The following is a 20107-nucleotide window of genomic DNA, read 5'->3' as shown; positions in this document are numbered from 1 at the left end:
AGCCGATATGGCGTTTCGCCTCTACAGGGTTCTCACGGATACTCACGCCCTTGATGTAAACATCACCCTCCGTCGGTCTCAACACGCCACATATGATATTCATCGTGGTCGACTTACCCGCCCCGTTGGAGCCGAGCAAACCGTAAATACCGTTCCGGGTAATCTCGAAATTGATATCCCGGATCGCCCACTGGATCGTGTAACGATGAGATAGATTTTCAATTTTTACGATCGATTCTTCCATACAATAGATTTACTTTATATTAGTGATTAATACTTTATTATCGTTTATAAATCAGCACTTTAAAACGTCAATCATTATTTCTTATCTAACATCTTCCGTATTTTGTACAACATGTACTCGTAATGCAATTTCGTATCACCGGTACTTTTCTGAACGGCTGTTTTCAACAAATCCTGAACTTTAAACAACAGGTTGAAATAATGATCCACCGGGATATAATCACTCGGCATAACCACGTTCATGTTCGGGTAAAAACCGCTTTGTTCCTCAACGGCCTTTCCGTCGAAACGCACCTGATTGCGGTACTCGTCCATTAACCGATTCGCCGTTTTCATGTCTATAACGGGGAATACCGCTTTATATGAATCCACCAAACCTTTTTTGGGAACGAAATTCCCGGCATTGGTCGCTACCGTCGAGGAGGCGACGACGCTCCCCAAGAACTCCCGTTGCAAGGCCATCTCGTGCTTCTCTAACGGACGGTTTTTTATCGTGCCTTCCCAAACCGCTTTATAGATATCGTCGACATACTCCTCTACGGGATAACCGCTACCTTTTTCGGCTCCCAACGCCACGTACTTCAAACGGAAGGTCAACGTGCCGAAAATAAAACCACGGATACGGTCGATATAAGAGTTGCCGATCTCGAGTTGTCGCAGGACGGCCTCGTTCTCCAACCAGGAAAGATCTTTAGCCAGGTCGACCATCGCTTTCAAAGTAGCTTTCTGCGTGGTTTTCGGAACCGCGGTGTAACTCGTCAGATCTTCATCGTCAAACGCCTCGCGTTGATAAAAACCGCCAAGGTTTACCGAAAGGTCGTTTATCCGTTTTTGTAATTGCCCGTATAACATGTTATACAAGATCGCGCGCTGGCGTTGATCAACGTCTCCTTCAGCGTACCATTCATAAAAATGACGAACGGAGAGTTTCAAATTATTAACGGTGTATTCGAGGGCTTTTAAATGATCGTCTCCCAAATCCCCGGCGAACGTCGTCGGGTCGTAATAGTAATAAGGCATTTTACCGAAACGACAATTGGGGTTGTCCCGGCCTTCCTTGATCCAACGGTCTAAGGTTTCAAATTCATCCTCCGGACGGGAAGCGTTAGCGATAGGACGATACAACCAATTGATCACGTAATAGTCGTAATCGCCCAAACCTTTCGGAGTCATACGAACGCCTTTCTCCACGTCTCCCGGCTGGGCGATGTAATTACAAGGCACTTCATCCATGATCGAGGGACTCAGACCGTGTTCCCGCGTGAAAGAAGGGGAACGCAAAGAGTCTACCGGATAAGCACTCGAGGCCCCAGCGTTGTAGACCAAACCCAGGTTAATACCCGTTTCACGCGTGACATTCGCCCGGATAAGCTCCCCGATCTGTTCGTCGGAAAGCTGTTTCCGTCTCACTCCCGGGTCGGAAGCCATCGTCGTCACCTTGCGATCAAATTGTAAACCGGAGGCCAACCCGTCATAAAGGTAAAGAGACGCCTGCAAGATTTCCCCCGTACGAGGGTCGATCGTCATGGAACGTTGCATGTCCATCCATAGCGGGGCGTAACGAACCGTCGAATAACCGATGTTGTTGGCGTTAAAATCCGGATCGTTCCTCGGGAAATCGACCACGCGTATCGCATTTTTGAACCCTATCTTCTCAAAAGCCGCATTCCAAGCCTCGATACCCTCTTTCACGGGTTTTTTCCAGGCCGGGGGAATCAACGTGTCCATGTAAAAAACGATCGGCTTCAGGGGTTCGACCAGTTTTCCTTGCTGGTAAGCCGCACTATCGCTCGGCTCTAAACGCCAGCGTTTCGTGAAATACGTTCTTTCAAGGGGCTTTCGACCATCCGGGAACTGGGACACGCTCGTGAAAGATACTCCCAGGCGGGGATCCGCCAAGCGGGGTTTCATCGGCTCCTCCGGTAACAGCAACAACATCTTGTTAGTCGTAACGGAAACCTTAACATCGGCCGGTAACATCTTGAACGCACCGAACAAGTACATGTTTTCGATAAAACCCAACTCGCAAGTCACCGAGATATTATCTTTATAAGACCGGACCTCTTTCAAGAAAGAGGTCTCTTTCTTGTACTCGTGAACACGGGCGATATAACCGTAAAAAGAGTTAGCCGAGTAAGCGGCAAAAGGGGTCGTGTAAGGAGAGTATTCCATGAAAAGAGGGGTCATGTCAACCACGATAGCGCTACTATCCGGCGTGTAAGCCGCAACTTTGAAAGAAGCGTAAACGCCACCTGCGTTGGACCGCTCTATCGCCTCGTCCAGGTTCTGGTCACCACCACGGTTCAAAGGCTTATCCAGAAGAGAAATCCGCGCCTGTAACGTCGAGTCCAAAAGAACGAAACGGAAGGGAAGCGAGTACCCCCCGAATTGACCGACGACTCCCTCTCCGTTATCGCTGATATCTTCGATGGAAGAGACCAGTAACATCTCTTTTCCCAGCAGATTCAGCGGATACTCGACGAGGACCTTGTCTCCCACCTTGTGGATCGTCATCAACCCCCGGGAAGTTTGCACTTTTTTACCTTGAAAAAGTTGCCGGTAAGGGGTCAACGTTTCTCCCCTCTCCACTCTCTTCTTTTTCCGCGCCCAAGATTCCTGGCAAAAAAATCCCAGCAAAAAAGAAGTGATCAATATATATAGTATTCCTTTCATACGTGACATCATGAATTATTTCAACGCCTGTTCCAGTTTATAAAGTAGTAAACGGTAATGTTGACGGGTATCGGCAGATCCGGTATTGGATTTCGATTTAACCAGGGACTGTATCTTTTTCAACATGTCGAAATAGAGGTGATCAAGAGGCTCAACTACCGTATTCGAGTTGACATTCACCCAGTAACCGAAACCCTGACGCTCTAAATGTTCCAAGCTCGTGCCCCGTTCAAGCACAGGCACCTCCTTGCAAGCCTCGACACGCGGAAAGTCCGAATACATGCCCATCCACTCCGTAGACAACATCCCGTATTTTTCACGGTGAAACGTCTTCACCACTTCCGGGACATCCACGAGCCCGCTACCGGAAACGATCGAAAACGGGTCGCCCGAGATTCCTTTCTTCGCCACGTCCGAGAACAACATGATATTGGCAAGCAATTTCATCTGGAGTTTCTTCTCCGACACCGAAAGGGTCTTGCCCTGTCTCGTCGGTTTGAAAACGAACTCTTGAACGTCATTTAAAAATTCCCGGGGGGTATAAGTATCCTTATTTTCATCTTTCACCGCCGTTAAAGTGACACTCCCCAGCCGGCTCATCACCGCTCCGAAGATTTTGTCTTCCAGCTCGGACGAGATTTCGCTCCGCAACGGCCATTTAGATTGCAACTCTTTAGCGTCAAGCCAATCAAGATCACCGATCTGACTCAACAAGAAGTGAAAAGCACGGCGTTGTTTCTCTCTCGGAACCACGGAATAACTGGGGCGGGAATCTCCTTCATAACGCTCGTTCAAGTAAATACCGCCGATATTCAATAAAACGTGGTTCACGTACCGAACGTACTGGTAAACAACCTCGTTGTACATGTTCTCCCGGAACGCCAGGTCGGGATCGTCTTTTCCTACCCAGGCACTCATGTTCGAGAGCACGTGTTTCAAGTTCTTCACGCCGTAGGTCGCCGACTTTATAGCGTCGTCTCCCAAATCTTCCTCGATTGAGCTCGGGTCAAAACGTGAATATATCTGTTGTTTGCCGTAACGATAAACGGGATCGCCAGATTTCTCGCTGATCCACCGGTTCAACGTCGGGACTTCATCTCGAGCGCTCTTGACATCCAATAGAGGAGTGTATAACCAGGCGATAGCGTACAAGTCGTACAGGCCCAGGTTGGGGGGCGTCAATTTTACCCCTCTCTCTTTATCGCCAGGTTGGGCCACGTAGTTGTTACGGGCGTAATCCATGATCGAGTACGTAGTTCCATGTTTTTGGGTGAAAGAGGGTGAACGCAACGAGTCCGTCGGGATCGAGGAAGAACCCGCCATGTTGTGCATCAACGCCAGGCAGTGACCCACCTCGTGCGCCACCACGTAACGGATACAATTGCCAAGGGTCTCCTCGTCAAAAGCGACCTTACGCACGTCCGGATCTGCCGGTGCCGTTTGCAGGAAACGCCAGGCAGTGACCAACTCTACCATGTTATGGTAAAGGTAAACGGAAGCGTTCAATATCTCTCCTGTGCGAGGGTCCGTCCAGGAGGGACCCATGGCATTAGCGATCCAGGAAGGGGAGTACCTCACGCAAGAATACTTCAGGTTATCGGGATCGAACTCCGGATCGTCCGTCGGGAAGTCCCTCGCGATTATGGCGTTTTTAAAGCCTATCTTCTCGAAAGCGGCCTGCCACTCCTCCACTCCGGCTTTGATGTATTTTTTCCAGCTCTCGGGAAAGGCGTTATCAACATACCAGACGATAGGTTTTTTAGGCTCTACCAGCTGCCCTGAACGATAGGCCGATTCGTCCGAAGGTTCCAGACGCCAGCGGGTCGCATAATAAAGGGCCTCGACTCCTTTATTGTCGTGACTGAAAGAGGATACTCCCTGGTAAAAAATACCGATACGGGGATCGGCCAGGCGGGGACGCATCGGCTCGTCAGGCAAAAGGATAAAACTGCGGGTCAATACCGACGTGAAAGGTAACTTGTAAATGTAGTAATACCGACCGTCGCGAACATTTACCTCGTAACTTAAAGAGGACTGCACGCTCGCATTATCAGAGAAAGACTTCACCTTCCCCAGCTGGGATTTATCCTTTTTAAACTCTTTGACGATCCAACGACCGTTTCCGAGGATCGGTGCATATGGAGAAAACGGGGTCAACTCCTCGTTATCGCTGATAAAGAAATCGGTCACGTCGATTACCACCGCCGTGCTGTCCGGAGTGTAAGCGAGGATCCCGGTATTATATAACGTGGCAGGTCGTGTGCTTGCCTTAACGCGTTCTTTCAAGTTTTCCACTTCCGTGGTGTACATCGTGTTCACTTTACATAAACTCACGAGAGAATCTCTTCTCGTGAATACAACGTGCAAGGGGTCCGTCGGTTTCTCTCCCACGCTACCGAACCAGTTGCTCGTCGTCTCCGATATGGTTGAACCCAGCAGCATTTCACGGTCCAATAAAGTCAACGGGATCTCGAAATAAACCTTACCATCCATCTTGTGTATGGTGAAAATACCACTCGCCGTCTCACAAGCTTTCCCTTTAAACAATTTATCGTAAGCAGTTTCGCTCTTCGGCTGAAGCTTGTCCTTTTTCTTTTGCTTTGCAAAGGCAAGCTGTCCGCTTCCGAATAAAGCAAACACGATAAAGAAAATCACAACTCTTTTTTTCATTACCAATTCTTTTCAATTTTACAAATACAATATAACATTCCCATTCCACAACAGTTACCAAACTGTTATAGTTCTATAAATCAATTAAATATTCAGGAGAGAAGGTATTCCAAAAGTATCTTTTGGAATACCTTCCATTAGTCATCTACCAAAATCTTTTTACAAATCATTATTTATAAAAATCGGTATAGCTATTATAGGCTAACTCCAAAAGGTCAACAATCTTTCCGCCCACGTTAAATCTCGTCTCCTCTATGATCTTAGGAGTAATGATATTAGATATGTCAATTGCAAAAAAGTCTCCGTTTTCCAAAGCAACATACAATCTGTTATAATCTATATTGGACGCATTATAAATAAACGCCACAACATTGGCAACAAACGGACTGCTCATTAAGCTTCCGGTCGTATTATTTTCCCGGTTCACGTAATGAATCTCTTTTCCTTTGGAATAGAAAATATAGTTATTGGATATCGGGGCACCGTAATTAGCGGCCGAAGTCAAAAACTTCGTTCCTTTGGGCAAATTTCCTCCCGGGAACGCTTGTTTACCGGCCTCTTCATGTTGAACGACCAAACCGGTAGCCCGATTGACAATAAAATCGGTCAACCAAGTTTTTCCATCCTTGTCATTGTAAATGATCGAATATTTATACACATTTCCCAAATAATTGTAATACTCTCCCGCAAACAGGTGCAGCACCTCTGTTCCTTCCGGCATAGCCCAGACCGGATCCGGATACTCGGCACCCTCCACGTAGGTCAAAGGGAAAATATTAAAGGGCTCAGAATTCATCCTAATCATCAATATTCTCCGGTTTTTCTCGTCCCAACAAGGTGAAATATATCCCCCCGAGGGAGTACGTCCTAAACCGAAGCCCGTCACTTGATATCCTTTTTCATCTACAATATAAGGTTCCGACTGGAATTTTCCTCCCAACCAACTGGCCGTTTTAACTCTCTGGTATAACTTTCCGTCTGCCGTTGCCAACAAAGAAAGCCGACTGCGATGGAACGCACTCACGACATCAAAATTAGCAGGAGTTCCGCTCATAAATTCATCCTTCAACTCCTCGGCGAATTTCATATTCTCGTTATTGACCACATATATACCCTTACTCGTCAATACCGTCGTCGCCGCCATGGAAGAAGAGATCGCGTTGTCATGATTCGCGTACAATCCGCGAGGTGTTCCCTCCAATTTCATATTGGCATTCGCTACTTCAAAAACATTATCCTGCAAACTGTAAACCACTTTACTCACCCCGTTAACGGTTTCTGTTTTTTGCGAATAACACGACAATTTGGCATTACTGCCGTTCTCGGACAAAATCAAGACGTTGCCTCTTCTGTATCTTCCATAGGTATAAAACCAAAGTCTTGCAACGAACTTCATTCCGGTCGACTGGTCAACGGCAGTGAAAGTTCCGGTTTGAGGAATCTCCGTATAGGAGGTAATTCCCAGTCTCGAAAACAAGGTATCCGTAGATATCGCCAACACTCTTTCCTCACAGAAAAGTTTCCCGTCGTAAGTTCTCCATTCGAATCTAAAATTAGAAGAATCTCCTTCGAAATGCATCGGAACCGTCGCCTTCGTGGAATCCCCCTCGTAAGCACGAATATAAACCGGAGAAGAGGAGTAATTATAATCCCATACCGGACCGTTGATCTCCTTGTAGTCATATGTTCCCTCGTCATCGAAACAACCTATCAATAAGGCGGCGAGAAATAAACATCCTAACAATATTTTGTTTTTCATCATAATAACTTCATTTTAAATTACAACATCACTTGCATGTACTCGTTATTTTCATCGTCGTATATCCGAGGATTTTGTTCCAGCAACCACTCTTTAAACTGTAAAACAAGTTGTTTAGCCCTGTCGGGAGATTCCGCGATCAGCTCTTTACTCATCTCTCCCTTCTTATCGATTTCGCTCATGAATAATTTGAACTTCTTCTCCGAATATTTTCCTAACAGATAACTCGTTACATCGCCATCCCACCAATCAGGCGGTGATACTTGAGTCGAAACGACGATAATCGCCCTTCTCCTCTCCCATTGTCCTAAGGCAAGTTTTTCGCCGGGAACCAATTCCACGATAATCCGCACGGGAGCAACATCCATTTTAGCCGTCCGGTGTATTTTCAAGTAGATGGTATCTCTTATGTCCACGGCATCTTCTCCCACAGTTGTCGACTTAAACGTATAAGAGGGATCCAGGGTAAACTCCTTTCCTTCCTCTCCCGTACTTCCTTCCGTAACGGCTTTTAACCCGAACGTAAGGTCTTCCGTCAAAAGATTTCCGGAAAGACAGACTACAAGCGGAACTTCTATATCCTTGGTTCCATCAGGATAATGGAAGAAAGAAACCTCGGTCGAATCGGCCCCTTCCGTACCGGGATAGATAGCATCCATATAAAATTTATCGAAAAAAACTTCGGGACGATCCGCAAACGTAAAAATTTTCTCTTCTTCACAGGCCCAGAATAAACAAAGAAGGAAACTTAAATATATACTCTTTTTCATATCTATAAATCATTTAAAATTTATCATAATCCTTCATTCGTCGGTATCGGCAATAAATATTCACTACGAGTAAAAGGACGAACCGTTCCATTACCGAAATCCACACTGGCATTCAAACGCTTGTATAAATAGAATAATTGCCCTTCACCGATCCACTCCCTGCGGGCATCCCGGATCAATTCGCTCACAAAATCCGCCCAACTGGAAATACTAAGGGACTCAACACATCCTCTCGCCTTACGAATATCTTCCAATATTTCTTTAGCTTTAGGGAAATTATTTTGACGAGCGAAGTACTCCGCCATAATGTATTTCATCTCTGTCGCACGAATCAACGGGATGACCGTGGCATTATAATCCCGAGTCGTTTCGTCCGTACTACAATAATACTTTCCTGAAATAGGATACTCTCCTCCGGCAAGATAGGTCAAACGCAAATAACGATAATCGCGGTCGGATTCGTCCACTCCTGCATAATTCTGGAAAACTTTCTGTCCATCGAGATTAAGCACGAACCATCCTGCACTTCCCGTATATTCCGGTGCATAACTGTAAGACAACCCGAAATCTTCATAAGCATTTTCATTATACACGCCGAAAATCAGGTTACTGATCGTTTTCAGATCTTTTTTATTATTCCAATTGGTAGAACTGACTCCGGAAAAATCATCCTTATCGAATGCTAACTCGTCACCGTAATTACTCTTCACTTTAAATTCCAGCACCTCTTTTGCACATTCATAGGCCTCCTGATACCTTCCGGCATATTGATAGGCTCTTGCCAACAAAGCCGTTACAGCAAAATAGTGCATGCGATATCCGCGTCCTTTGAAGAAGCTCTCCACATTCAGGGTCTGATTACCGTAAATTTCCGTTCCGAACACGAACGTATTATGGAATCTACTCTCTCCTCTGATTAAAGTTCCTCTTCCCACGAGAGAAGTATCCCAGACAACAACAAGCGGACGAGCTTGTTCCAAATCGGTTATTATTTTATCGATACAAGACTGTACGCCCAATTTTTGAGAATAGAGGCTGGGATAAGCTTCTACATAGGGAACATAAGCTTTTCCGTCGTCATTGACCGGAGCCGGAGCAAACAACCGCAACATATCGAAATGCATAAAAGCCCGGCAAGCGTAAGCCTCTCCCAAAATAAGGTTCTTTTCCATCTCCCCTTGAGAAAAAAGATCGGGAGTAGCATTTTTCAGATTCTGTATCAAATTGTTAGCATTGGCGATGATATTATAAGCATCCGTCCACACATTTTTCAAATAACTGACGGAATAAGTGGTCGTGTAGTCGAGTTTTGCAAAATCCCTCCAAATCTTCCCCGCGTAAAAATTATCTTCTCCCAGCTTATATTGTTGAGATATACAATCCAACATACCCCAAGTCAGCTCTTTTCCGTACAAAGCTGTCTCTCCCATGGTTTTATATAAACCATTCAGGACGGATCTGTAACCATCTCCCGTGGTTAACAAAGACTCTTCGGTAATTTGCGTTTCCGGTTGCACGTCCAACCAGCTTTCGCAAGCGGCAAACGAAAACGATATCAATAATACCACTGTTTTTATATAATCTTTCATTTCATTACTTTTTAGGTTAGAAACTTACATTCAAGGTAAAACTATAATTCCACGCGTACGGGTAATTGGTTCCCCTTTCTACCTTTACCGTTGACCAACGGGCAAGCTCGTTCACGTTGAAACGCAAGCCTAAGGCCGTTAATCTCCATTTGCTTATCAACTCTTTCTTAAAGTCATAACCGACAGATAAACTGGTAAATTCCAAAACATTTTCATCCTGCACGAATCGACTGGTCGGTTGCGTACTCGCACTATTCTGAAGATTACGATAAGGCGTTATATCTCCCGGCTTTTTCCACCTTTCGGTAAGTAACCGTTTGTCGACATTCACGCTCTGAATATTAGGATTCTCGACCCGATTCATCAACGTCGTGTTGTAAACCTGTCCACCCCATTGATAGCTGAAAGTGGCATTCATATAAATACCGCGGAAATTAACATTGAGTCCGAAAGACCCCTGCACGTCGGGTAATTCATCTCCGACAACCACCTGGTCATTGGAATCCCACGTATAGGTACTCGAACCGTCTCTTTTTATATATTTTTCCTTACCGTTTGCCGGATCGATTCCTGCCGAACGTACGGCATAAATAGCCGTTGTCGATGCACCTTTATAATATCTCGTAAACGGTGCATATTGCGTGTAATAAGACGAACCGTTTTGATAAGCCTCGTTAATTGCCTCGTTATAAGCTTCTGCCGCGGCTCCCAATTTCGTTATCTTATTCTTGTTTCCTCCCATATTCCCCATAAAGCTAACGATCCAATCCTTATCCCGGTAAAGAGTAGCGGATAAGTCTATTTCAAAACCCTTATTCTCGACAGAACCCGAATTGTCCCGGTATTCGCTGAAGCCGGAAGAGGGACGAATTGAAATCTGATCGATCAAATCCACCGTCTTCTTGATATAATAATTGGCAGACAACAGTATACGGTCATTGAGGAATCCCAATTCGAAACCGACATCCGTCGTTTTGGTAGTTTCCCATTTTAATTTCGGATTACCCAGGTACTTTAAGGAAGTAGCAGGACCGGTATAATACCAATGCTCCGAATCCACTTCATAAGTAGAAACAGCCGTGTATGCCGGGAAATTCACCTTACCGGTACTACCGTAAGAAGCCCGAAGTCTTAACCTGCTTAACAACCAATTATCCTTCAACCAACTGTAATTATGGATATTGATACCAGCACCAACGGACCAGAAGGGAGCATATCTCTTATCCGAACCGAATTGTGAAGAACCGTCCAAACGTATAGATCCGTCAAAAAGATAGACATCGTTATAAGAGTAGTTTATTGAAGCCAAGAAACCGATCAAACGGTTGGTTGATTCATCCACGGATGTCTTATCCGGTTGAGATTTGGCATAAGAAGGGTTATACATTCCCTCCATCTGGAATCCTTTAAACACACTCGTATGTGAATTGGAATTATCCTCTTTGATATTTATTCCAAGCGTTGCATTAATAAAATGTTTTTCAAATGCCCTATTATAATAGAACATGGCATTCAGGTTCCAACTATAACTATCCGAATAACTCTGGGTCAACTCTCCTCTTTCATTTTCATTGTAACTACCAGAATTCCTATATGCATATACAGATTTAGGATCTATAAAAGATTCCTGTTTTTGGGTCGTTTTGGTTATACTCAGCTGTCCCTTGAATTGCAAACCCTCCAAAATAAACAAATTCACGTTCAGGTTATCCTGAAATTCATGGTAACGAGTACGACCGTCAAACCCACCTAAAGTGACATCGAATAAAGGATTGGCTTTCGTTCCGATACCATCTTTGAGGTACTTCAGGTATTCGCCGTCTTCATCGTATATTTCCAAATAAGGTTGCTGAGAGGCATACGTGCTGAACAAACCGTAAGGAGAGTTTTCAGAACGCGTTCCCGCGTAAGAGATATAATTTCGAATTTGCAATTTTTTGTAACGATAATCCAAAGACATGCCTGCTCCGACACGGTCCCGATAGGAACCTCTCATCGCTCCACCGTTTTTATCATAGAAGAAATCGACCCCGTACCGTATGCTTTCCACACCGCCTTCTATATAAATCGTATGCTTGTGATTGAATACGTTGTGTAAGGGCTGAGCCAGCCAATCGGTATCAACCCCCTTCAATACCTGATTCAATTTGTTGTAATAATCTTGATCGCTGTTCGGCTGACTACTCGGAGAAGAAGCCGTATAAACACCGGCTAACCGCTCTACTTCCAACTTTTCGGCAGCGTTACAAAGATTGTAATCGGAAAGATCCGGCAACTCCAAACCACCCGTAAAATTATAAGTCACCCGCATTTCTCCCGGTTGCGGAGCAACGGTAGTGATAACCATTACGCCATTGGCGGCACGGGAACCGTACATAGCCGTTGCCGCGGCATCTTTCAAGATAGTGATACTTTCCACCCGGTTCATATCCATATCGTATATCTTTTGAACATCCACCTCAAATCCGTCCAAAATAAACACGGGCAAATTAGGGTTATCTTTCAGGTTGGTACGTTGTGTCTGCTTCATATATTCCGATTCCAGACTTTTATTCATACCGATACTGGACTCTCCCCGGATATTGATTTCAGGCAAACTATTCGGGTCGGATCCCCACGCACTCTGGCGGATTCGGAAAGAGGGATCGAAAGTCTGAACAGCCGCAAGCATATTCTTACTATTGGTTCTCAATAGCTGTTCCCGGTTTACCGTGGTTACATTTCCCGTAAAACTCTCTTTTCGGATATTGGAATATCCCGTCACAACGACATCCTCCAACGCAACCTTATCCTCCTTCATGACGATTTTCAAATCTTTTCTAACCTCTCCTTCCTTTAAAGCATTGATCTTTACGTTCTGAGTCTGCATTCCGATAAAAGTAAAGATTAAAGTCGCCGTATCCCGGGGTATAGGAATGCGAAATGCCCCCTTATCGTCCGTGGCAACTCCCAAGGTCGTACCTTTTACGAGAACGGTAACTCCGGGTAAGAAGACCCCCTTTTCATCCACGACGACTCCCTTGATCAAGATAGGTTCCTTTTTCGTACTATCTTGAGCTGCCACTTTAGGAGCCAATCGGATAACGATCAAATTTTCTTTAAATTCATAGGCAAAACCGCGAGGTGTCAAAATCTCTTGTAACAACTCTTTTACCTCTACATTCAACGCCTCCACGTTTACACGACTCTCCCCCTTTATCAGATCATAATTATAAAGAAAATCATACCCGCTTTGTTCTGTGATTTCTTTAAAAACCTTGATTAACGTTGCGTTCTTCATCTTAATGCTGACGGTCTCGTTTTGGGGAAAACCTTTTGCAGAGAGAAGCATTGTCCCAGCAAGAATAAAAAAAGTAATCCTTCCCATCGTAAATAAAATTTCCTGCAACCACGTTTTTCCACGTGACATGGCAAAAATCCATTTCTTTTTCATAAATTTGTAGCGTTTAGTAATTAAACATTGTATCCCGCGTCTACGCGCATTTGACAAAGGGACACGTTATCTAAAACTGAAAATGTTGGAAGCATTTTCAGTTTTATTTTTTATTCACAGTTATAGTTCTATTATCTATTTGGAAATCAACATCATAAGTCCCTTTTAAAATCTCCAAGAATTCACGAATATCGCCGTAACGCTTTATCCTACCTGAAAATCTGATTCCTTTCAACTCTTCACTCGCATAATGGATTTCTATATTATACCACCGAGCCAACGTATTCATGATCTCTTCCAAGGTAGTTCCTTCAAACTTATAGTATCCGTCCTTCCATGAGATATATAGCGCCACATCGACTTGACGCACATTCATTTGTCCCGTCAGCGAATCAAATACGGCCTGTTCTCCCGGTTTTAAAACACCCAAAGACCTCTCGTCGCTTTGAATCGCCACGGCTCCTTCGACCAAGGTTGTAAATATCTCTGAAGTACCCTCGTAAGACGCAACATTAAACTTCGTTCCCAACACCCGAATATCAATTCCTTTGCTCGTCACGATAAAAGGCCTCGACAAATCTCTTTTCACCTCAAAAAACGCCTCTCCGTCGATATACACACGCCGTTCCTTAGCCCCCCACACCGACGGAAATCTCAATCGGGATTCCGAATTTACCCATATCCTCGTACCGTCTTCCAACTCCAAAGGATATTCTCCCCCTCGAGGTACTTCCAAAATACGATATTCCAGATTCTCTTCACTCGAAACAAGAGAGTCCCCCGTCACAGAACAAATCAACCCGTCTTCTTTGTTGCTGATCACCTGCCCCTTCTCCACAAACGTGAACGTTTTATCTAAACTCAAAGCAATAGTCTCTCCTGAAGCCAAAGTCAGCACAGCTTTTGTCTCTCCTCCCTGAATGCTCAATGATTCCATCGATTTCATCCGAACAGGTTTATCCTGGAAAAAATAATAAAAAGAGAACGAAAACAACAGTAAAACAGAAGCCGCATAAGCCCATTTCTTAATACTCCTTAAATACCTGGTCTTACGCTTTTCTTGTAGTTTCTTTATACATATCTGATAAGCAGCATCAACATCGATATACTTTTCCTGCTTATAATCAAAGTAATACTTCTCTAATTTCTTCAGCACGACTTGATTCTCGACCTCAGATTTTAACCATTCTTGTAAAATCGATTGCTCCTCTAACGTCAACACCTCACCGTTAATTTTGGCCGCAATTATTTCCCAAATAGAATTTTGCATATCTTTTAACCTTGCATTTTGTCAAAAGACCCCAAAATCTACATTTAATGTGACAAGGATTTCGTTTTTTTTAGAAAAAAATTTATTTTATTTGGTTTTCGCTGATTGTGAATACCTTAAGAAAATAAAATACAATAAAGCAGTAAACGATTTTCCATTCAAAGAAACTCGTAATGATTTGAAAGCTCTCGCCATCTGTGTCCGCACGGTATTTATAGAAATTCCCAACAGATTGGCAACTTCCTGATATTTCATACCCTCTACACAACACAGGTTAAAAATACGCCGGCATTGTTCCGGCAAACGATTCATAGCCCGATACAACTCTTCCCGCTCTTCCATCTCCTCCAAATCGACCTTACACTCCTCCTTTTCATTCACGATCATACGAACCAGCTTATCGTTATGTCTCCTCTCGTTCCGTATATAATTGATACAATTGTTACGAGTGGATCGAAACAAATATCGCTCCAACTCGGAACTTATATTCTCGTATTTCTTCTCGTACCAAAAATTAATAAATAACTCCTGAACGATATCTTCCGCTACTTCCCGATCCTTCAATATGGTACTCGCGTAAACGACCAAATTGGCGTAATAAACCCTGAACAAACGTTTGTACGCTTGTTCATCACCCGTTTTCAACTCTTGTAGTAAATTAGCAGACACCAAACAACTGTATTAAATCTTACAAACAAAGATACGTCAAATTTCAACTCATTCGCAAGACTATAATAAAAACAAATGTATTTTTTTTATAAAATCGTTAGTCAATTATGATTTTTTCAAGGAATTTATCAAATAGATATCCAATCATATCACTTCTTCACAATTAAGACAATAAAGCATGCAAATATTTTAATTTAGGAATTAACAACACCACACCGACCAAAAATAATACACATATTATTAACCAATTATAATAAATATCATAAAAATAAATATAATCCAATAATCATCTTTTACACGAAAAAAAAGCTCGAATTACATCTCCTTTTTCTTTCCACTAAAACCGCAGTGTTAATTCTTTTTTAATTTTCAAGCTAACACGTGACCAAACATAAATTTTTACAGGGACGATCGACGGATTAGGTCATCTTGTCACTCTATGATACCGCGATTAACACGACGACCAACCGAATGAAAACAGGTATAACCGAAACTGAAGAGTCTTTTCGGGACAAAACAAATCGATAGCGTCATGAAACGATCGGGTGATTCACCATCTCATCACCCGATCATCCGATCTTTTAATCGGTTAATATGACTGTCACTGCTTTCGGCCCGTGCGCTCCGATTACAAGAGCTTGCTCTATATCAGCTGTCTTTGAGGGACCCGCAATAAAACATCCGTATCCGAAATCGTTAAAATAAGGATGGCGGTAAGCTTCATGCATGTTGTTTACGATCTGATGTCGATCCAACACGATAACCAAAGATTCCGAAATAAAATAGAGTGCTTTATACTTTGTACTTTGCCTGATCCATACAGCTCCGTTCTCTATCACGCCGAATTCCCCGCGGATAACTCCCACATCCGTCCCGTTTAACTCCCGGGGATCCGTTAAAACATCGGGATTCAATGTAGCACAAGCGATACTCGGCAAATCGGAAGCGATCATTTTGGCATCCGGATACTGCTTTCGAATCGTTTCATTGATATCTTCGCCTTTTTCAAGCAAGAATACATCACACCCTACCCTTTGCGCTACCTCTATAAAATGTCGAATCTTATCTTCGAAAGTCATCGGCTCAAAGTCCATAGCAGGCCGTTCGACCTCCGGCACCGGATGAGCTTTTATTCTGTTCAATATGTCATTTTTACTATTCATGGTCAATCTTATTATGTTTCCATATGGAATGAAAAGTTTCCGGAGCTATCCGGGGTAATTCCCGTCCTTTTCCCCAAGGATCCAAACGGTTATACAATACAAAGCGAGGCATATGCTCCGCTACACGTCCTGCCTTTATCGTTGCATAAAATAAATCGGGATGATTCATTATCCATTTCATTCGCTTTACCATAAACTTTTTCATCGGATCGGCCAGGTTCAATCGGTCCATCTCCTGTCTCCATTTATAGATCTGTTCGGCCAAATCGATTTTAGCCGGACATACGTTGGAACAGGAATAACACAAAGAGCAGGCCGATACATTACCGGAATATTTTTGCGGAGAATTCAACATCCCCAAATTAATTCCAATCGGGCCCGGAATAAAATAAGAATAGGAATATCCTCCCGTACGACGATATACCGGACAGGTATTGATACAGGAACCGCAACGAATACACTTTAACATACCTATATGGTCAGGATTACCCAATATATCGCTCCTTCCGTTATCCACGATCACGATATGCATCTCTTGTCCTTCCACCGGTTTTTTATAATGCGAAGTATAAGTCGTCGAGGGCTGTCCGGTAGCGGAACGGGCTAACAAACGAATATAAACGGCTAATGCATCGTAATCAGGAATTACTTTCTCCATCCCCATGATGGCAATATGCACTTTCGGGAAAGAAGTTCCCATATCGGCATTCCCCTCGTTGGTACAAACCACAAAAGTTCCCGACGAGGCGACGGCAAAGTTTACCCCTGTCATGGCAATATCGGCATGCAAAAACTTCTCTCTCAAATTAGCCCGAGCCGCGTGGGTCAAATAGGTAGGATCACTATTTCCCGGTTCCGTATGCAAGTATTTTTCAAAAACTTTCCCCACCTCTTCCCGTTTTACATGGATAGCCGGCAAAACAATATGACTGGGCGGCATCCCCATCAACTGCATGATCCGCTCTCCCAAATCCGACTCCACGACATCAATACCCTGTTCGGCCAGAAACGGAGTCATTCCGCACTCTTCGGACAACATGGATTTACTTTTTATCAAATTCTTACCGTCATGTTTTTTGATGATTTCATATACTATTCGATTGTGCTCTTCCGCATCTTTAGCCCAATGCACATGAATTCCGTTTTCCGCGGCATGTTTTTCGAACTCTTCCAAATAGTAAGCCAGATGGCTGATGGTATGTTGTTTTATACGACTTGCCATCTCCCGCAATTTCTCCCATTCCGGCACACCGAAAGCCATTTTATCACGTTTCTCCCTGACAAAAAAAAGAGCCTGGTCGTGCCACCGTGTCCGTTCCTTATCGGCTATAAATTTTTCGGCCGCTTTAGCATGTGTACTCATGATCTCGAGGTTAAAATTTCAATGATATGAATCGTTTTGATCGGTAATTTTTCACGTCTGATAACTCCCTCCATATGCATCAGGCAGGAACTATCAGCCCCGGTAATAAACTCTGCCCCGGTCGACATATGATCCCTTACCTTATCTTCCCCCATACACACGGATGTAGCCGCCTCCTCCACGGCAAACATGCCTCCGAAACCGCAACATTCGTCTACCCGCTTGGGTTCCAATACCTCCACCCCTTTCACCAGGGAAAGTAAATCCCTCAATTTGGAAAACCGGGGAATATTCAACTCGCTTGGGGAAGAGAGATGTAGCAAGCGCTCCCCGTGGCAACTATTATGCAAACTCACCTTATGCGGAAAACAGGCATCTAACTTATCTACTTTTACCACATCATGCAAGAATTCGCAGATCTCATATATCCGGCTACCGATACAAGCATGTTCCTCTTTACGCAACAATCGAGGATAATTCTCTTTGACAAAAACGACACAACTGGCCGAAGGTCCGACTACATAATCGTATTTTTCGAACAACTCCTCCATCTTCCTTGCCAGCCCGATCGAATCGTGTTCAAAACCGCCGTTCGCCATAGGCTGGCCGCAACAAGTCTGCTCCAAAGGATAATCCACGTCTACCCCCAAGGACTTCAATAGCCTGTAAGAAGCCACGCCTACATTCGGATATATCGCATTGACATAACAGGGAATAAATAAACCTATCTTCATATGCTATATTTTAATTTGAAAAACGGATTCTATTCCATTTTTTCATTGTAATACATTCATCTTTCCAAAAATACAATCTTTAGCGTTTAAATTTTCTTTCATACGAATAAATAAACAATAATTCCTGTAATAATGACATAGGCTAACGCGTAAGGAATAGCCGCCTTTAATATACCTCCCTCCTGTCCCTGCCGATCAGTTGCCGACGTGGCAATAGCCATACTCTGCGGAGAGATTATTTTTCCTCCCGTCGCTCCTGCAGTATTGGCCGCAGACGACCAAGTGGGATCCACTTGAATATGTTCCGCAACCCCTGCTTGCAACTTTCCAAAAAGGATATTAGCCGACGTATCGCTTCCGGTTAGGAAAGTACCTAAAGCCCCGATCGTCGGAGCAAAAACCGGGTATAAAGCCCCGGTTGCCGCGGATAAAGCCATTGCCAAAACCTGTATCATTCCGGCTGTCTCCATAACGGAAGAGAGGCCGACCCAACAAATCACCGTAACGATCGTTTTTCTCAATTGAATGAACGTTTTCCAAAACAATCGCAATAAAATTCCGAGAGAAGCCCCTTGAATCAATCCCCCGATAAAGGAACCTAAAAATAAAAGGACTCCCCCTTGTGTCAACCACTGAATAACATACCGGTTTTCCTCTCCGCGAATAGTAAAAGAAACAGTTGATACTCCAACGGATTGTAAAGAGTTTTTTATCGTCGGGAATAACGGACTCGTTACCAATACGAAAAACATAATCAAAACATAAACCATCCATGCCGATGCGATCTCTTTTCCCCGATACGGAGATCCTACTCTTTTCTTCCCTTCTTTACGAATTAACTTTCCGAAAGAAACAATAACGACCACCGCAACAATACTGCCGATAATAGCCGGAGTTTCCGCTCCTATATAACGGGCCGACAAATACTGGGCCGACAAAGAAAAACCTCCGACCAACATACTTAATACCATATTTTAGGTAAAGATTTAAGTTTAGGATCTGCTAAAAACGTAAGGGCAAAAGGTACTAAAAACATCAACACGGATAATTGAAGCACCACAGCCGTACTCAAAGGACCTACCGGCAAACCGGTTTCTTGAGCCAAAACAATCACAGGCACCCCCACGGCACCAAAAGCCGTCGGAACACTATTGGCAATCAAACTCACGACAGCAGAAAAAAACGGCCGAAAACCCAGACTAATCAATATGGCTGCCGGGATGGCAACAGCGGTACCAAATCCTGCCATCCCCTCCAACAACCCGCCAAACCTCCAGGTAATCAAAAGTACCTGTATGCTCTTATCCGTAGAAACAGAGGAAAATTGTTGCTTCAATACCTCTATTTTTTTCGTACGTAACAATACGTTATAACTATATATAGCCATCAGGATAATAAAAAGAATAGGAACCAGCGCCTTTAACATTCCGTACACAAAAGAAAGTGCCGTATCCCGTAGCGAACTATGAAAAGCAAACATAGCCAAAGATGCCGTTACGATCAAAGTTATTACACTACTTTTATCCCCCGACATTTTAAAGAATCCCATCAGGATAATCAATAAAAGAACAGGTAACGCCGCATAAAAGATTTCCATAACTTCTATCATTAAATCAACGAGAATAAAAAGATAACGAAAAACCTTTTCCATTCACTTAGATACGAGGAATAAACGTATAAAACAAAAAAAATGTTACTTGCCATGCCCGATTTTTTAAATTTATTTACGAACCGACTATTTTAACCAAGACGGGAACCTTCCCATTCCCGA

12 protein-coding genes and 1 pseudogene are annotated in these 20107 nt (G+C 43.7%); all 13 read right to left on the bottom strand.

From position 1 onward, the window contains the following. Positions 1-244 (bottom strand): ATP-binding cassette domain-containing protein (locus NVS78_RS13740; protein WP_286359670.1); only part of this gene is annotated, 244 nt, incomplete at its 3' end. 74 nt (positions 245-318) lie between these two features. Continuing rightward, the gene (locus tag NVS78_RS13735) at positions 319-2916 is read right to left on the bottom strand and encodes a zinc-dependent metalloprotease (RefSeq protein ID WP_286359669.1); all 2598 of its coding nucleotides are present in this window, start codon (positions 2914-2916) and stop codon (positions 319-321) included. 15 nt (positions 2917-2931) lie between these two features. Next, positions 2932-5586: a zinc-dependent metalloprotease gene (locus NVS78_RS13730; protein ID WP_286359668.1), complete on the bottom strand. Its 2655-nt coding sequence runs from the start codon at positions 5584-5586 to the stop codon at positions 2932-2934. A 169-nt stretch (positions 5587-5755) separates the two neighbouring features. Next, positions 5756-7348 carry a PKD-like family lipoprotein gene (locus NVS78_RS13725; RefSeq protein ID WP_286359667.1) on the bottom strand — a complete coding sequence of 531 codons (1593 nt, stop codon included), beginning with the start codon at positions 7346-7348 and terminating at the stop codon, positions 5756-5758. A gap of 17 nt (positions 7349-7365) precedes the next feature. Beyond that, complete coding sequence (locus NVS78_RS13720) at positions 7366-8115, bottom strand: DUF4843 domain-containing protein (protein ID WP_286359666.1); 750 nt, start codon at positions 8113-8115, stop codon at positions 7366-7368. 23 nt (positions 8116-8138) lie between these two features. Continuing rightward, entirely contained in the window at positions 8139-9704 is a 1566-nt protein-coding gene (locus NVS78_RS13715; RefSeq protein ID WP_286359665.1) for a RagB/SusD family nutrient uptake outer membrane protein, read from the bottom strand. Positions 9705-9720: 16 nt separating this feature from the next. Next, on the bottom strand, positions 9721-13137 hold the full coding sequence (locus tag NVS78_RS13710) for a SusC/RagA family TonB-linked outer membrane protein (protein ID WP_286359664.1): 3417 nt from the start codon (positions 13135-13137) through the stop codon (positions 9721-9723). Between the two features lie 103 nt (positions 13138-13240). After that, a complete protein-coding gene (locus NVS78_RS13705) occupies positions 13241-14407 on the bottom strand; it encodes a FecR family protein (RefSeq protein ID WP_286359663.1) in 1167 nt (388 codons plus the stop codon). Positions 14408-14494: 87 nt separating this feature from the next. Continuing rightward, positions 14495-15076 (bottom strand): RNA polymerase sigma-70 factor, encoded by a 582-nt coding sequence (locus NVS78_RS13700; RefSeq protein WP_052649443.1) that lies wholly within the window; start codon positions 15074-15076, stop codon positions 14495-14497. Between the two features lie 581 nt (positions 15077-15657). Then, positions 15658-16239, bottom strand: a complete 582-nt coding sequence (locus NVS78_RS13695) for a LutC/YkgG family protein (protein ID WP_286359662.1) — start codon at positions 16237-16239, stop codon at positions 15658-15660. Then, positions 16232-17602, bottom strand: coding sequence for a lactate utilization protein B (locus tag NVS78_RS13690; RefSeq protein WP_286359661.1), 1371 nt, complete (start codon positions 17600-17602; stop codon positions 16232-16234). Before NVS78_RS13690 ends, NVS78_RS13695 begins: the two co-directional genes overlap by 8 nt. Beyond that, positions 17599-18336, bottom strand: a complete 738-nt coding sequence (locus NVS78_RS13685; protein WP_286359660.1) for a (Fe-S)-binding protein — start codon at positions 18334-18336, stop codon at positions 17599-17601. Before NVS78_RS13685 ends, NVS78_RS13690 begins: the two co-directional genes overlap by 4 nt. A gap of 98 nt (positions 18337-18434) precedes the next feature. Then, a pseudogene (locus NVS78_RS13680) lies at positions 18435-19933 on the bottom strand (L-lactate permease). Between the last annotated feature and the right edge of the window lie 174 nt (positions 19934-20107).

Origin of the sequence: Gabonibacter chumensis (assembly GCF_024741215.1) — a bacterium.
GTDB lineage: Bacteria > Bacteroidota > Bacteroidia > Bacteroidales > Marinifilaceae > Gabonibacter > Gabonibacter massiliensis.
Note: the sequence above shows the minus strand (reverse complement) of the source record. Positions and strands in the feature narration are given on the sequence as shown.

Excerpts from the sequence above, each read along its gene's own strand:
- NVS78_RS13685 (WP_286359660.1), bottom strand. The coding sequence starts at position 18,336 with ATGAAGATAGGTTTATTTATTCCCTGTTATGTCAATGCGATATATCCG.
- NVS78_RS13710 (WP_286359664.1), bottom strand. The coding sequence starts at position 13,137 with ATGAAAAAGAAATGGATTTTTGCCATGTCACGTGGAAAAACGTGGTTG.
- NVS78_RS13730 (WP_286359668.1), bottom strand. The coding sequence starts at position 5,586 with ATGAAAAAAAGAGTTGTGATTTTCTTTATCGTGTTTGCTTTATTCGGA.
- NVS78_RS13720 (WP_286359666.1), bottom strand. The coding sequence starts at position 8,115 with ATGAAAAAGAGTATATATTTAAGTTTCCTTCTTTGTTTATTCTGGGCC.
- NVS78_RS13690 (WP_286359661.1), bottom strand. The coding sequence starts at position 17,602 with ATGAGTACACATGCTAAAGCGGCCGAAAAATTTATAGCCGATAAGGAA.
- NVS78_RS13705 (WP_286359663.1), bottom strand. The coding sequence starts at position 14,407 with ATGCAAAATTCTATTTGGGAAATAATTGCGGCCAAAATTAACGGTGAG.
- NVS78_RS13695 (WP_286359662.1), bottom strand. The coding sequence starts at position 16,239 with ATGAATAGTAAAAATGACATATTGAACAGAATAAAAGCTCATCCGGTG.
- NVS78_RS13715 (WP_286359665.1), bottom strand. The coding sequence starts at position 9,704 with ATGAAAGATTATATAAAAACAGTGGTATTATTGATATCGTTTTCGTTT.
- NVS78_RS13725 (WP_286359667.1), bottom strand. The coding sequence starts at position 7,348 with ATGATGAAAAACAAAATATTGTTAGGATGTTTATTTCTCGCCGCCTTA.
- NVS78_RS13735 (WP_286359669.1), bottom strand. The coding sequence starts at position 2,916 with ATGAAAGGAATACTATATATATTGATCACTTCTTTTTTGCTGGGATTT.